The following is a 14,911-nucleotide window of genomic DNA, read 5'->3' on the forward strand; positions in this document are numbered from 1 at the left end:
CACCGAGACGCCCGAGCCCCCGGCCGACCGCGCCGCGCGGTTCCGGCTGCCCCGGCACGCCCGCCGGATCTGGCTCGTCGCGCACGTCGCCCTCTCGGTCGGCTGGCTGGGCCTCACCGCCGGCGTGCTCGCCCTCGGCATCGCCGGCCGCTTCTCCGACGACCCGGACACCGTCAAGGCCGCGTACCTGGCCCAGGAGATCTTCGCCGACTGGCTGCTGATCCCGGTCAGCCTGCTCTCCCTGCTGTCCGGTCTGGTGCTGTCCCTCGGCACCACCTGGGGCCTGCTCAAGTACCGCTGGGTGGTCACCAAGTTCTGGCTGACCCTGGCCGCCACCCTGGCCTCGATCTTCGCGCTGCGCGCCTTCATCCACGACGCCGCCGGCCAGGTCGCCGCCGGGACGGTGCCGCCGGACGGCCGGTCCCCGCACGTCCTGGTGATCGCCCCGTCGGTGGCACTGACCATCTACCTGACCGCCACGATCCTCTCCGTGCTGAAGCCCTGGGGCTTGACCCGGCGGGGCACCCGGCTGGCCGCCGCCGCCCGGGCCGGCCGCGTCCGCCCGTCCGGTGCCGGCAGCGCGTCCGACCCCGCTGCCGCCCGGAACGTCCGGTCCGCCCCCGGCGCCAAGGACGCCGCCGCGCCCGGTACCGCCGACACCGACACCGACGCCGCCGCGGTGCGGCCGGGGCGGTGAGCGGGAGTCCCGGCATGAGCACCGACCACGACCCGCTCGGCGGCCCGCCCTGGACCAGGCCCTCCTGGACGGTGGTCTCCGCCGTCCTGGTGGCGCTGTTCCAGGTGGTCGGTTCCACCGCCGCCGCCCGCCAGCAGCAGGACTACCGCGTCCCGCTGGACGCCGCCGGATACGCCCTGCTGCTGCTCGGCCCGGTCCTGCTGCTGTTCCGCAACCGCTTCCCCGGCCCGGTGGTGATCGCGGTGACCGCCGTCACCACCGGCTACCTGCTGGCCGGTTACCCGTACGGGCCGGTCTTCTTCAGCCTCGCCGTCGCCGTGTACGGCGCGCTGTCCCGGGGCTACCGCCGGGTCGCCTGGATCTCGGTCGGCACCGGCTACCTGGTCCATCTGGCCAGTTCCCACCTGCTGCCGCAGAGCTGGCTGCGCGCGCCCGCGCAGAGCCCCGGCTGGTGGCAGGAGGCCGGGGTGGCCGCCTGGCTGCTGCTGGTCCTGGCCGTGGCCGAGATCATGCGCTCGCGCGGCGAGCAGCTGGCCGCCCGCCGGCTGGCCAGGCGGCAGGCCGAGGAGAACCGGGCCGCCGAGGAGCGGCTCCGGATGGCCCGCGAGCTGCACGACATCCTGGCCCACTCCATCTCGGTGATCCACCTGCAGGCCGGGGTGGCGCTGGAGCTGATCGACCAGCACCCCGAGCAGGTCCGGGCCGCGCTGACCGTCATCAAGGCCACCAGCAAGGAGGCCCTCGGCGAGGTCCGGCAGGTGCTCGGCACCCTGCGGGGCCCCGACGGCCAGGCCCCGCGCACGCCCGCGCCCGGGCTGGCCCGGTTGCCCGAACTGGTCACCCAGGCGGGCCACGCCGGCCTCACGGTCTCCGTGGAGACGGCGGGGGAGGGGCGGCCGCTGCCGTCCCAGCTGGAGCTGGCCGCGTTCCGGATCGTCCAGGAGGCGCTCACCAACGTCATCCGCCATTCGGCCGCGCGCAGTGCCACGGTTCTGATGGACTGGACCTCCCCGGAGGGGCTGCTGCTCCGGGTGGACGATCCGGGTCCGGCCGCCGGCGGTGAGGGCGGCGGCTCCGGCAACGGCCTGATCGGCATGCGCGAGCGGGCCGCGGCGTTCGACGGCGAGCTGACGGTCGGTCCGCACGGCGGCGGCTTCCGGGTCCGGGCGTGGCTGCCCGATCCGGCGGGGAAGGACCGGGCGGGGAACGGCGCCGGGCGGACCGGCGCGGAACGGCACGGGCGGTAGCCGGCAGGGCGAGCACAGCGAGGGACGACGAACGACATGATCCGAGTACTGCTGGCGGACGACCAGGTCCTGGTCCGGGCGGGCTTCCGGGCGCTGCTCGACGCCCAGCCCGACATCGAGGTGGTCGGCGAGGCCGACGACGGGGACGCGGCCGTCCGGCTGGTCGGGGAACTCCGGCCGGACGTCGTGCTGATGGACATCCGGATGCCGGGCACCGACGGGCTGGAGGCCACCCGCCGGATCTACGCCGTCCCCGAGCTCTCCGGCGTCCGGGTGGTCGTGCTGACCACGTTCGAGATGGACGAGTACATCTTCGAGGCGCTCCGGCTCGGCGCGGCCGGCTTCCTGGCCAAGGACACCGAGCCGGCCGACCTGCTGCGCGCCGTCCGGGTCGCCGCGGTCGGGGACTCGCTGCTCTCCCCGGGCGTGACCCGCCGGCTGATCGACGAGTTCGCCAGCCGCTCCCGGGAGCCCTCCGACACCGGCCGGTTGCTGGCCTCGCTCACCGACCGTGAGCGCGAGGTGCTCACCCTGGTCGGTATGGGCCTCACCAACGACGACATCGCGCGCCGGCTGGTGGTCAGCCCGCTCACGGCGAAGACGCACGTCAGCCGGGCCATGGTGAAGCTCGGCGTCCGCGACCGGGCGCAGCTGGTGGTGCTCGCCTACGAGTCCGGCCTGGTCCGCCCCGGCTGGCTGGGCTGACCACCGCGCCCCGCCACCGGCCCGCCCGCCACCGGCCCGCCCGCCACCGGCCGGCCCGGCACCGGTCCGCCGGTCTCGCGTGCCCCGCGCCCGAAGCGCGCCGCGCCCGCTCCCCGCGCCGCAACGCCGCTCCTCGCCCCGCCGCCGGCGCGGGAAGTCGGCGGGTCCGACGTCCCGCGCGCGACCACCCGCCCGGAAGGCGCACGACCGGAAGCCGTCCGGCCGGAAGCAGCCCGGTCGCCAGGCCGTACTCCCCGTGTCGTAGCCCGGGTGCCGCTCCCCGGAGGACGCGCCGGACCCCTCCCCGGCGAGAAGCTCGTGGTGGCCTCGGGGAGCGTCCCGGGGCAGGGCCCCCGCCGGAGTGCGCGGGGGGCACACCGAGGAGTTGAACGACATGCAGAGCACCGCGACACTGCTCGCCGACACCGTCTGCCGGGAGGGCTGGGGCCCGTGGGGCGGCGGCCCGGGTCCGTGGTTCCTGATCTTCCCGCTGTTCTGGCTGCTCGTCCTGGTCGTGGTGGTGACCACGCTGCGCCGCCGCGGCGGAGCCGGCCGCGGTCCGTGGGGCCCGCCGTGGGCCGGTGGCCCGTGGGGCGGCGGCCCGGGATGGCGCGGCGGCTGGCCGGGCGGCCCCGAGGGCCCGCTGGCCTCGCTGGCCCGCCGGTACGCCGAGGGCCAGATCACCGAGGAGGAGTACCGGATCCGCCGGGACACCCTGCTGGAGCACCTGGAGGGCCCCGACGACACCAAGCCGGGCCGGGGCGGTGCCAAGTGACGGCGTTCCCCGTCCTCGAACTGGTCGAGACCGACCGGATGGCGGCCCAGGTCTCCGAGGCGGTGAAGGTCTACGGCATCGGCCGGACGGAGGTCCGCGCCCTGGACCACGTGACGGTCGGGTTCCCGGCCGGCCGGCTCACCGCGATCATGGGCCCGTCCGGTTCCGGCAAGTCCACCCTGCTGCACTGCGCGGCAGGGCTGGACCGGCTGACCGCCGGCACCGCGATGATCGGCGACACCGAGCTGGACGGGCTGAGCGACCGCAAGCTGACGGTGCTGCGCCGGGAGCGGATCGGTTTCGTCTTCCAGTCCTTCAACCTGGTGCCGGTGCTGACGGCGCGGGAGAACATCACCCTGCCGGTCGACCTGGCCGGCGGGACGGTGGACGAGTCGTGGGTGGAGACGCTGATCGACGCGGTCGGTCTGCGTGACCGGCTGGGCCACCGGCCGACCGAGCTCTCCGGCGGGCAGCAGCAGCGGGTCGCGCTGGCCCGGGCGCTGGCCGGCCGCCCGGAGGTGGTCTTCGCGGACGAGCCGACCGGCAACCTGGACTCCCGTACCGGGGCCGAGGTGCTGGGCCTGATGCGCCGCGCGGTGGACGACATGGGCCAGACCGTGGTCATGGTCACCCACGACCCGACCGCCGCCGGCTACGCGGACGAGGTGCTCTTCCTCGCCGACGGCCGGCTGGTGGACCGGATGGAGCGGCCCACCCCGGACGGGGTGCTGGACCGGATGAAGGCCTTCGAGCGCGGCTCCGGCGCCGGCCGGGGAGGCGTCCGGTCATGAGCAGCACCACCGCCACCCTCAGGATCAGCCTGCGCTCGCTGGCGGCGCACAAACGGCGGCTGGCCGGGACGTTCACCGCGATCATGCTCGGGGTGAGCTTCCTGGCCGGGACGCTGGTTCTCGGCGACACCCTGCGCAACAGCTTCGACACGCTCTTCGCCGACGCCAACCGGGGCACCGACGCGGTGGTGCGCAGCGCCGACGTCATGGACACCGAGAACACCCCGGGCGGCGTCCGGGCCCCGGTGGACCTCGCGCTCGCCGACCGGCTGCGGTCGGTGCCCGGCGTCGCGGCGGCCGAGCCGGCCGTCCAGGGCTTCGGTCAGCTGATCGGCAGCAACGGCAAGGCGGTGGGCGGCCAGGGGCCGCCCACCCTGGCCGGCTACTGGCAGGCGGACAGCGGGCTGAACCCGTACCGGCTGGCCGAGGGCCGGGCGCCGGAGCAGCCGGGGGAGGCGGTGATCAACCGGGGCGCGGCCAAGGCAGGCGGTCTGGCGGTGGGCGATTCCACGCTGCTGCGCACCCCCGACCCGGTGACGGTGAGGATCGTCGGGATCGCGACCTTCGGCCCCGAGGCCGACGGCATGGGCCAGAACACCTACACCGGGCTGACGCTGGCGGACGCCGAGCGGTACCTGACGCCGAAGGGGCAGGGCCAGGCCAGCTCGATCCAGTTCCGGGCGGCGAGCGGTGTCTCCCAGCAGGAGCTGGTGACGGCGCTGTCCGCGAACCTGCCGTCCGGTCTGGAGGCGGTGACCGGGGCCAAGGTCACCCAGGAGGCCACCGACCAGGTGTCCAGCCGGTTCCTGACCATGTTCACCACGTTGCTGCTGGTGTTCGCGGGTATCGCGCTGCTGGTGGCGACCTTCACCATCTACAACACGTTCGCCATCGTGGTGGCGCAGCGGACGCGGGAGAACGCGCTGCTGCGGGCCCTGGGTGCGGCGCGCGGCCAGGTGCTGGCGGCGACCCTGGCGGAGGCGGTCGCGGTGGGCCTGGCGGCCTCGGTGGCCGGTCTGCTCGGCGGGATCGGTGTGGCGGCGGGGTTGAAGTCGCTGTTCAAGGTGATCGGGTTCAACCTGCCCACCGGCGGGCTGGCGATCAGCGCGGTCTCGGTGGCGCTGCCGCTGCTGGTGGGGACGGTGACGGCGGTCGGTTCGGCGGTGCTGCCGGCGGTCCGGGCCGGTCGGACGGCTCCGCTGGCCGCGATGCGCGCGGTGGCCGTGGACACCGCGGCGGCCGGCCGGGCCGGCCGGATCCGCTGGGCGGTCGGTTCGCTGCTGGTGGCGGCGGGTGTGGTCGGCACGGTGGTCGGTGCGACGAACGGGCCGTCGGTGGCGTTGACGGCGGGCGGTGCGCTGGGCACGCTGCTCGGTGTGGTGGTGCTGGGTCCGGTGTTCGCGACCTTCGTGGTGCGGGTGCTGGGTGCCCCGCTGCCGAGGCTGCGCGGGATGCCCGGCGTGCTGGCGGAGCGGAACGCGGCCCGCAACCCGAAGCGGACGGCGGCGACGGCCAGCGCGCTGATGGTCGGGGTCACGGTGGTGTCGCTGTTCACGGTCTTCGGTGCCTCGATCAAGGCCACGATGGACGACACGGTGAAGAAGACCTTCGCCGGGGACCTCGCGGTCTCGACCGGCGGGTTCCGCGGCGGCGGGCTGAGCCCGAAGCTGGCGGAGGCGATCGGCGGGCTGCCGGAGGTGCAGCAGAGCGTGGGGCTCGGCCGGGGCGTGGCCCGGGTGGACGGCCACGGCCGGACCCTGGACGTCACCGACCCGACGAAGCTGTCCGGCATCGTCGACCTCGGCCGGGTGGACGGTTCGCTCCAGCTGGGGGCGGACGGCCTGGCGGTCTCCCGGACGGAGGCCGAGAAGCACGGCTGGCAGGTGGGTACGCAGGTCCCGGTGCGGTTCAGCGACGGCGCCGAGGCCCCGTTCACGGTGAAGGCGCTCTACCGGGGCGGCGAGCTGACCGGGGACTACCTGATCACCCGGGAGGCCTGGGCGCCGCACAAGGGCCAGGACGCGGACTCGCTGGTGGCGGTGGCGCTGCGTGACGGCGTCTCGCTCGCGGCGGGCAAGGCGGCGGTGACGAAGGCGGCGGAGCCGTTCGGCAACCCGTCGGTGCAGACCAGGTCCGAGTACGCGAAGAGTGCCGCCTCGGTGGTCGACATCATGCTCTCGGTGGTCTACGCGCTGCTGGCGCTGGCGGTGCTGATCGCGCTGCTGGGGATCGCCAACACGCTGACCCTGGCGGTGCACGAGCGGACCAGGGAACTGGGGCTGCTGCGCGCGGTCGGGCAGACCAGGAGCCAGCTGCGGGCGATGGTCCGCTGGGAGTCGGTGCTGGTGGCGCTGTTCGGCACGATCGGCGGGCTGGGCCTGGGGGCGTTCCTCGGCTGGGCGCTGGTGCGGGCGGCCGACACCGAGGGGACGGGCAGCTTCGCGGTGCCGCCGTTGCAGCTGTCGGTGGTGCTGGTGGCCGGGCTGGTGGCGGGCGCGGTGGCCGGGTTGCGGCCGGCCCGCCGGGCGGCCCGGCTGGACATCCTGCGGGCGATCGCGGCCGGCTGAGCGCCGGGGCGGACGCGACGGAGCCCGGGCCCCCCGACCAACGGGGCCCGGGCTCCGGCGCGTGCGCGGAGGCGGTCGGCTCAGGCCGCGGCCGGCAGCTCGTCCAGGCCCTCCTGGACGAGCCGGGCCAGGCGGTCCAGGGCCTCGTCGGCGCCCTCGGCGTCGGAGGCCAGGACGACCTCCTCGCCGCCCTCGGCGCCGAGGCCGAGCAGGCCGAGCATGGAGGCGGCGTTGACCGGCTTGCCGCCGGGCTTGGCGATGGTGATCGGCACGCCGGTGGCGGTCACGGCCTTGACGAAGACGGAGGCGGGACGGGCGTGCAGGCCCTCGGCCCAACCGATGGTGACGCGGCGCTCAGCCATGAGACGTGCCTTTCCGGTAAAGCTGGTCATGGCCGTGATGGGGGAATCGACCATGTTGTCTAGACCAGTGTTGCATGCAGCCGACCCCTGCGAGGAGCTGCGTTCGGGACTTGTGATTGTTTCTTTCGGGGGCATAACCGGCGCATAACCCCCGGCCAACGGCCGTGTCCACCCTGCCTCGTGCGCACGCCCGGCGCCATTCGGCTCGCCGCCGGATAACCTGACGAATGTGGACGACCCCGCGGCACCGCCCCCCCAGCAGGACCAGCAGGACCGGCCGGTCCGGCCGGGCGAGAAGGACCGGCAGCACGGCCGGCCCGCCGAGCCGGACTACCCCCAGCACTGGGAGGCGGACATCCTGCTGCGCGACGGCGGCACGGCCCGGATCCGGCCGATCGGCACCGCCGACGCCGGCCGCCTGGTCGAGTTCTACGAACAGGTCTCCGACCAGTCCAAGTACTTCCGCTTCTTCGCGCCCTACCCCAGGCTCTCCGACAAGGACGTCCGCCGCTTCACCCACCACGACTTCGTCAACCGGGTCGGCCTCGCCGTCGTCGTCCGCGACCGCTTCATCGCCACCGTCCGGTACGACCGGATCGACGCCGACGGCCGCCCCTCCGAGACCGGCACCGACGCCGAGGTGGCCTTCCTGGTCCAGGACGCCCACCAGGGCCGCGGCGTCGCCTCCGCCCTGCTGGAACACATCGCCGCGGTCGCCCAGGAGCGCGGCATCCGCCGCTTCCAGGCCGAGGTGCTGCCCGAGAACCGCAAGATGGTGAAGGTCTTCACCGACGCCGGTTACACCCAGCACCGCAGCTTCGCCGACGGCGTCGTCCACCTGGAGTTCGACCTCGAACCGACCGCCGCCTCGCTCGCCGTCATGCGGGCCCGCGAGCACCGCGCCGAGGCCCGGTCCGTCCAACGGCTGCTCACCCCGCGCTCGGTCGCGGTGATCGGCGCCTCCCGTAACCCGCAGACCGTCGGCCGGGCCCTGCTCCGCGACCTGCTGGCCGGTTCCGCCGACGAGGACCGGCCCGTCTACGCGGTCAACCGCAACGCCCCGCCCGGCACCGAGCTGGACGGCGTCCCGGTGCACCGCTCGATCCTGGACATCCCCGGGCCGGTCGACCTCGCGGTGATCGCCGTCCCCGTCTCCGCCGTCCCCGCGGCCGTCGCCGAGTGCGGCGCGCACGGCGTGCAGGGCCTGGTGGTGGTCACCGCCGGGTACGCCGAGACCGGCCCCGAGGGCCGCGACCGCCAGCGCGCCCTGGTCCGCCAGGCCCGCGCGGCCGGCATGCGGGTGATCGGCCCGAACGCCTTCGGCCTGATCTCCACCGACCCCGACCGCCCGCTGAACGCCTCGCTCGCCCCCGTCCTGCCCGGCCGGGGCGGCTTCGGCGTCTTCTGCCAGTCCGGCGCGATCGGCGTCGCCCTCCTGGAGTCCGCCCACCGGCGCGGCCTCGGCATCTCCTCCTTCGCCTCGGTCGGCAACCGCGCCGACGTCTCCGGCAACGACTTCCTCCAGTACTGGGCCGAGGACCCGTCCACCGACGTCGTCCTGCTCTACCTGGAGTCCTTCGGCAACCCGCGCAAGTTCACCCGGATCGCCCGCCGGCTCGCCCAGGCCAAGCCGGTGGTCGTGGTCAAGGGAGCCCGCCACACCGGCAGCCTCCCGCCCGGTCACGCCGTCCCGCCCACCGCCACCGGCCTGCGCGACGCCACCGTCGACGCGCTCTTCCAGCAGGCCGGCGTCACCCGGGTGGAGACCATCACCGAGCTGTACGACACCGGCGAACTGCTCGCCCTCCAGCCGCTGCCGCCCGGCGACCGGGTCGCCGTCGTCGGCAACTCCGACTCGCTCGGCCTGCTCACCCACGACGCCTGCCTCTCCGCGGGCCTGCGCCCGCGCACCCCCGTCGACCTCACCACCGCCGCCACCGGCGAGAACTTCCGGATCGCCCTGGACACCGCGCTGGACGACCCGGCGGTGGACGCGGTGATCGCCGTCGCCATCCCGCCGATCGGGACCTCCGCGCATGCGTTCATGGGCGGCCGGCTCACCGGCCCGGACGACCCCGAGGTCGGCTCCGACGACCCCGAGATCGCCGCCGCCCTGCTGGAGGCCGGCACCCGCGCCCGGGCCCTGGGCAAGCCGCTGCTCCTCGCCCACCTGGCGCTCACCGACCTGCCGTCCCGGCTGCGCCCCGTCGGCATCCCGGCCTACCCCGCACCGGAACGGGCCGTGCACGCGCTGGCCCACGCCGTCCACTACGCCGACTGGCGCCGCCGGATGGCCGAGGCCGAGGAGACCGCCCGGGTCCCCGAGCTCGACCGGATCGACGAGGCCGGCGCCCGCGGCCTGGTCGAGGCCGCGCTCTCCACCCGCGCCGCGATCGCCGCCCGCACCCAGCCCGGCGGAGCCCGGATCACCCTGCCCGACGCCGACACCGTCGCGCTGCTCGCCCGCTACGGCATCGACGTCTCGCCGACGCTGCCCGCCCCCGACGAGGAGACCGCCGTGCGGGCCGCCGCTACCCTCGGCTACCCCGTCGCCCTCAAGGCCACCGCGCCGCACCTGCGCCACCGTCCCGACCTCGGCAGCGTCCGGCTGGACCTGACCGGCGAAGCCGGGCTGCGCCGTGCGCACCGGGAGCTGGACGCCCTGCTCGGCGGCGCCGCCGAGGCCGCGCTGGTGGTGCAGCGGCTCGCCCCGCGCGGGGTGGACACCGTGATCGGGGCCACCGTCGACTCGGCGGTCGGCGCGATCCTCTCCTTCGGCCTGGCCGGTGCCCCCGCCGAACTCCTGGGCGACGTCGCCCACCGGCTGGTTCCGGCCACCGACCAGGACGTCGCCGGGCTGGTCCGCGAGGTCCGCGCGGCCCCGCTGCTGTTCGGCTGGCGCGGCGCCGAGGCGGTCGACACCGGCGCGCTGGAGGAGCTGCTGCTGCGGGTGTCCCGGCTGGTCGACGACCTGCCGGAGGTCGCCTCGGTGGATCTCGAACCGGTGGTCGTCGCCCCGCACGGGCTGGCGATCCTGGGGGCGCGCGTGCGGATCGCGCCCCTGCCGGTCCGCAGTGATCTGGGTCCGCGCGCGATGAGCACGCTGTAACCTTCCTTGGTTGCGTCCGGACCGCGGGCGCCGTTGTCCGAAGCTCGGCGCCGTGCCGCCCGCTTCGTCGGCGGACCATGCCAGGATGGAGTTATGGCGAAGACCGGTACCACCACCACGCAGGACCTGCGCTCGGCGATCGAACGCAGCGGCTACTACCCGGCCCTGGTGTCCGAGGCGGTGGAGTCCGCGGTGGGCCCCGAGCCGATCAGCTCCTACCTGGTGCACCAGGAGACCACGTTCGACGCCAACGAGGTCCGCCGGCACGTCACGGTGCTGGTCCTCACCTCCACGCGGTTCGTGGTGAGCCACACCGACGAGCAGTCCGGTGACGCGACCACCCCCGCCGTCCCGTACGCGACGACCTCCACCGAGAGCGTCCGGCTGGACCGGATCAACTCCGTCGTGGTGAGCCGGATGGTCGCCAACCCGGAGACCTACACCCCGGGCACCCTCCCGCGCGAGGTCGTGCTCACCATCGGCTGGGGCGCCGTCCAGCGCCTCGACCTCGAACCGGCCGGCTGTTCCGACCCCAACTGCGAGGCGGACCACGGCTACACCGGTTCGGCCACGGCCGACGACCTGTCCCTGCGGGTCAGCGAGGCCGGCGACGGCCCGGAGACGGTTGCCCAGGCGCTGGTCTTCGCCCGCGCGCTCTCCGAGGCGACGACCGGCGGCGGCTCCCGGGTCTGAACCCGGGTCTGAACCCGGTTCCCGCCCGACCCCCGCCCGCCCGACCCCGAAGGACCGATCGCCACCGGACCGACCCGTACACCGGACCGGTCCCCGCCGGACCGACCCGTACCGACGCACGCCCGGACGCGGCCCCGCCACCGCGCCCGTGACGCACCGGCCAGCCAGGAAGCCACCCCCGCCACATGCCCTTCGCCCCCGACGACTACGACGCCTTCGAGCTCCTCGACCCGGCCGCCGCCCCCGCGCCCCCCTACGGCAGCGGCTCGCTCTGCGACCTGCTGCCCTCGGTGGCGGCCGGCCTCGGCGTCCCGGGCTTCACCACGACGCTGCCGATCGCGCCCGCCGACCGCGTGGTGGTCTTCCTGGTCGACGGCCTCGGCTGGGAGCTGCTGCTGCGCCACCCCGAGTACGCGCCGTTCCTCTCCTCGCTGACCTCCGGCTCGCTCGGCGGCACCGGTCGCCCGCTGACCGCCGGCTTCCCCTCCACCACCGCCACCTCGCTGGCCTCGGTGGGCACCGGCACCCCGCCCGGTCTGCACGGCCTGGTCGGCTACACGGTGGCCGTCCCCGGCGCCGGGCACCTGATGAACCAGCTCCGCTGGCAGCCGCCGACCGACCCGGCGGCCTGGCAGCCGTACCCGACCGTCTTCCAGCAGACCCACGCCGCCGGGGTGGCCACCGCCCAGGTGTCGTCCCCGCTCTTCGCCCAGACGCCGCTGACCAGGGTGGCGCTCTCCGGCGGCACCTTCCACGGCCGTACCACCGGCGAGGAGCGGATGGACCTGGCCGCCGCCTGGCTGGCCGAGCACGACCGCGCGCTGGTCTACACCTACGTCAGCGAACTGGACGGCGCGGGGCACCGCTTCGGCGTGGACTCCGACGAGTGGCGGATGACCCTGGACGCGGTCGACCGGCTCGCCCGCCGGCTCGCCGAACAGCTGCCGCCGCGCTCGGCGATGTACGTCACGGCCGACCACGGCATGATCGACATCGCCCCCGAGGACCGCATCGACTTCGACGAGGACTGGGAGCTCGGCGCCGGCGTCGCCCTGCTCGGCGGCGAGGGGCGGGCCCGGCACGTCTACGCGGTCCCCGGCGCGGCCGCGGACGTCCACACGGTCTGGAGCGAGGTGCTCGGCGACCGGATGTGGGTGGCCACCCGCGACCAGGCGATCGCCGCCGGCTGGTTCGGCCCCGCGGTGGACGACCGGGTCTACCACCGGATCGGCGACGTGGTCGCCGCCGCCCGGGACGACATCGCGATCACCGCCTCCCGCAACGAGCCCGGCGAGTCCGCGATGATCGGCCTGCACGGCTCGATGACCCCGGTCGAGCAGTTCGTGCCGCTGCTCGAAGTCCGCAGCTGAACTCCCCCGATCCGAAAGGCCTCTGCACCACCCATGGCTGAACTGGTGTTCTTCTCGGGCACGATGGACTGCGGCAAGTCGACGCTCGCGCTCCAGATGGACCACAACCACGCCGCCCGCGGTCGGCAGGGGATCATCCTCACCCGTAACGACCGGGCCGGAAAGGCCACCATCTCCAGCCGCCTCGGCCTGCGCGCCGACGCGGTCGAGGTGGCCGACGGCTTCGACTTCCACGCGCACGTCGTGCAGCGGCTCTCGGCCGGCGGTCGGGTCGACTACCTGATCTGTGACGAGGCCCAGTTCTTCGCCGCCGAGCAGGTCGACCAGCTCGCCCGGGTGGTCGACGAACTCGACATCGACGTCTACACGTTCGGCATCACCACCGACTTCCGCACCCGGCTCTTCCCCGGGTCGCAGCGGCTGATCGAGCTGGCCGACCGGGTCGAGGTGCTCCAGGTCGAGGCGCTCTGCTGGTGCGGTGCCCGCGCCACCCACAACGCCCGGACCGTCGGCGGCGTGATGGTGGTCGAGGGCGCCCAGGTCGTGATCGGCGACATCTCGGTCCGCGACGACGAGGTCGGCTACGAGGTGCTCTGCCGCCGCCACCACCGCCGCCGGCTCACCGCCGCCACCGCCCGGGCCTCCGTCCTCTCCCCGGACGTCCTCCCCTTCGAGGAGCAGCAGCCCACGCCCTGAGGCACACGGACCGACAGGTCCGCGGTCGGGTCGCGTCAGGCCCCGGGTCGGGTCAGGTCAGGCCCCGGGCTTCGAGCACCGAGAAGTGCCCGCCACGCGGGTCGGCCAGCCGGGCCGCCCGGCCGCGCACCGTCTCCTGCGGCGGGACCAGCACCCGGCCGCCCAGCTCCGCCGCCCGGCGGGCCGTCAAGTCGACGTCCCGCACGGCGAAATGGGACCGCCAGCGCGGCGGGTGGCCGCGCAGCTCGTCGCCGCGGCGGATCCCGGCGACCGGCCGGCCGCCCACCAGCAGCGCCGACCCGCCCTCGGCCGCCGCCGCCGACACCCCGAGCACCGCACGGTAGAAGGCCGCCGCCCCGTTCGCGTCCGGGGTGAGCAGTTCCGCCCAGGCCGGGCCGCCCGGCTCGGGCCCGGTCTCCCGGCCCGGGTGCTCCTCGCCCTGCCAGAGCCCGAAGACCGCGCCGGAGACGTCGGAGGCGATCGCCAGCCGCCCGGCCCGCTCGGCCTGCAGCGGCCCGACCGCGACCGTCCCGCCGCACTCCCGCACCGACTGGGTCGCCCGGTCGGCGTCGTCCACCGCGAAGTACGTGGTCCACTGCACGGGGAAGCCCGTCACCGAGGACTCCCCGAGGCCGGCCACCGACTCCCCGCCGAGCCGGGCCCGGACGTACTCGCCGAGCGGGCCGGGGCCCGGCGCGAAGTCCCAGCCGAGCAGTTCGCCGTAGAACGCCCGGGAGCCGGGCAGGTCGTCGGTCATCAGGCTGACCCAGCACGGGGTGCCCTGGGCCAGCCGGAGTGTCACCGCGGGCATGACAGTCTCCTCACGGGCGGTAGGCGCACGAAACGGCGCAGTGAGGGTGATGCTTCCACCGTGGCGTGCATCGAACCCTCGGGCCGCGCGGAAAGTCCGGCAAAGACCGGACAAAGAGCACCGGCCGGGTCGCGCTGCGCCAGAATGGCCGCCATGACGACCCATCACGATGATTCCCCGCTGGTCTCGGTGACCGACCTGCGGGCGGCGCTCGACTCCGCGCACCCGCCGGTTCTGCTCGACGTGCGCTGGCAGCTCGGCGGCCCGCCCGGCATCCACGACTACTCGGCGGGCCACCTGCCCGGCGCCCACTTCGTGTCCCTGGACACGGATCTCGCCGCCCCGGCCGGCCCGCCCGGCCGCGGTGGCCGTCACCCGTTGCCCGACCCGGAGGCGTTCGGCGCCGCCCTGCGGGGCTTCGGCGTCAGCGCCGACCGCCCGGTGGTGCTGTACGACGGCGCGACCTCGCTGGCCGCGGCCCGCGCCTGGTGGCTGCTGCGCTGGGCCGGCCACCCGGACGTCCGCGTCCTGGACGGCGGTTTCGCGGCCTGGCAGGAGGCCGGCCTGCCGGTGACCACCGAGGTGCCGCCCGCCGGGGAGGGCGACTTCAAGCCGGTCCCGGGGCAGTTGCCGACGGTCGACGCGGACGGCGCCGCCGTCTGGGCCCGTGAGGGTCTGCTGCTGGACGCCCGGGCGGGGGAGCGCTACCGCGGCGAGACCGAGCCGATCGACCCGCGTGCCGGGCACATCCCGGGTGCGGTCTCGGCGCCGACCACCGAGAACGTCGGCCCGGACGGCCGCTTCCTGGCGCCCGCCGAACTCGCCGCCCGGTTCCGGGCGCTGGGAGCGGGGGAGCGGGGGACGGCCGTCTACTGCGGCTCCGGGGTGACCGCCGCGCACCAGATCCTGGCGCTGGCGGTGGCCGGCCTGCCGGCCACCCTCTACCCGGGCTCCTGGAGCGAGTGGTCCGGTGACGAGACCCGGCCGGTCGCGGTCACCGACCAGCCGGGCTGATCCCGGGCCCGGCCGACGCCACCCCGTGACGGGTGACGGGTGACGGTGTGACGAAGGGGCGGGAGGCCACGGCC

13 protein-coding genes are annotated in these 14,911 nt (G+C 75.2%); 11 read left to right on the plus strand and 2 right to left on the minus strand.

The window, feature by feature from the left end:
• From ACFWOG_RS32525 to ACFWOG_RS32550, 6 genes are all read left to right on the plus strand, one after another.
• Positions 1–697, plus strand: a 697-nt coding sequence (locus ACFWOG_RS32525; protein WP_380362717.1) for a hypothetical protein, incomplete at its 5' end; no start/stop codon positions are given.
• A gap of 14 nt (positions 698–711) precedes the next feature.
• Positions 712–1,944, plus strand: coding sequence for a histidine kinase (locus ACFWOG_RS32530; protein ID WP_329950041.1), 1,233 nt, complete (start codon positions 712–714; stop codon positions 1,942–1,944).
• A 36-nt stretch (positions 1,945–1,980) separates the two neighbouring features.
• Positions 1,981–2,649: a response regulator transcription factor gene (locus ACFWOG_RS32535; RefSeq protein WP_329882657.1), complete on the plus strand. Its 669-nt coding sequence runs from the start codon at positions 1,981–1,983 to the stop codon at positions 2,647–2,649.
• A 394-nt stretch (positions 2,650–3,043) separates the two neighbouring features.
• Complete coding sequence (locus ACFWOG_RS32540) at positions 3,044–3,424, plus strand: SHOCT domain-containing protein (RefSeq protein WP_329882658.1); 381 nt, start codon at positions 3,044–3,046, stop codon at positions 3,422–3,424.
• Between the two features lie 38 nt (positions 3,425–3,462).
• The gene (locus ACFWOG_RS32545; protein WP_329882682.1) at positions 3,463–4,215 is read left to right on the plus strand and encodes an ABC transporter ATP-binding protein; all 753 of its coding nucleotides are present in this window, start codon (positions 3,463–3,465) and stop codon (positions 4,213–4,215) included.
• Entirely contained in the window at positions 4,212–6,782 is a 2,571-nt protein-coding gene (locus tag ACFWOG_RS32550) for an FtsX-like permease family protein (protein WP_329950042.1), read from the plus strand. Before ACFWOG_RS32545 ends, ACFWOG_RS32550 begins: the two co-directional genes overlap by 4 nt.
• A gap of 80 nt (positions 6,783–6,862) precedes the next feature.
• Here ACFWOG_RS32550 and ACFWOG_RS32555 read toward each other — a convergent pair whose 3' ends face one another.
• On the minus strand, positions 6,863–7,144 hold the full coding sequence (locus ACFWOG_RS32555; protein ID WP_329882660.1) for an HPr family phosphocarrier protein: 282 nt from the start codon (positions 7,142–7,144) through the stop codon (positions 6,863–6,865).
• A gap of 355 nt (positions 7,145–7,499) precedes the next feature.
• On the opposite strand from ACFWOG_RS32555, the gene ACFWOG_RS32560 reads away from it, so the two are divergent.
• From ACFWOG_RS32560 to ACFWOG_RS32575, 4 genes are all read left to right on the plus strand, one after another.
• A complete protein-coding gene (locus tag ACFWOG_RS32560) occupies positions 7,500–10,253 on the plus strand; it encodes a GNAT family N-acetyltransferase (protein ID WP_380362729.1) in 2,754 nt (917 codons plus the stop codon).
• 93 nt (positions 10,254–10,346) lie between these two features.
• Positions 10,347–10,946, plus strand: coding sequence for a DUF5998 family protein (locus ACFWOG_RS32565; protein WP_329950043.1), 600 nt, complete (start codon positions 10,347–10,349; stop codon positions 10,944–10,946).
• 185 nt (positions 10,947–11,131) lie between these two features.
• Positions 11,132–12,316, plus strand: coding sequence for an alkaline phosphatase family protein (locus ACFWOG_RS32570; protein ID WP_380362721.1), 1,185 nt, complete (start codon positions 11,132–11,134; stop codon positions 12,314–12,316).
• Positions 12,317–12,349: 33 nt separating this feature from the next.
• Positions 12,350–13,012 (plus strand): thymidine kinase, encoded by a 663-nt coding sequence (locus tag ACFWOG_RS32575; RefSeq protein ID WP_380362723.1) that lies wholly within the window; start codon positions 12,350–12,352, stop codon positions 13,010–13,012.
• A gap of 52 nt (positions 13,013–13,064) precedes the next feature.
• Here the strand turns inward: ACFWOG_RS32575 and ACFWOG_RS32580 are convergent, their stop codons facing one another.
• Positions 13,065–13,823, minus strand: a complete 759-nt coding sequence (locus ACFWOG_RS32580) for a VOC family protein (protein WP_380362725.1) — start codon at positions 13,821–13,823, stop codon at positions 13,065–13,067.
• A 153-nt stretch (positions 13,824–13,976) separates the two neighbouring features.
• Here ACFWOG_RS32580 and ACFWOG_RS32585 point away from each other — a divergent pair, with 153 nt between their 5' ends.
• On the plus strand, positions 13,977–14,837 hold the full coding sequence (locus ACFWOG_RS32585; RefSeq protein WP_380362727.1) for a sulfurtransferase: 861 nt from the start codon (positions 13,977–13,979) through the stop codon (positions 14,835–14,837).
• The last annotated feature ends 74 nt before the right edge of the window (positions 14,838–14,911 follow it).

The sequence above is a fragment of the Kitasatospora sp. NPDC058406 genome (assembly GCF_042722765.1).
Classification (GTDB): Bacteria; Actinomycetota; Actinomycetes; order Streptomycetales; family Streptomycetaceae; genus Kitasatospora.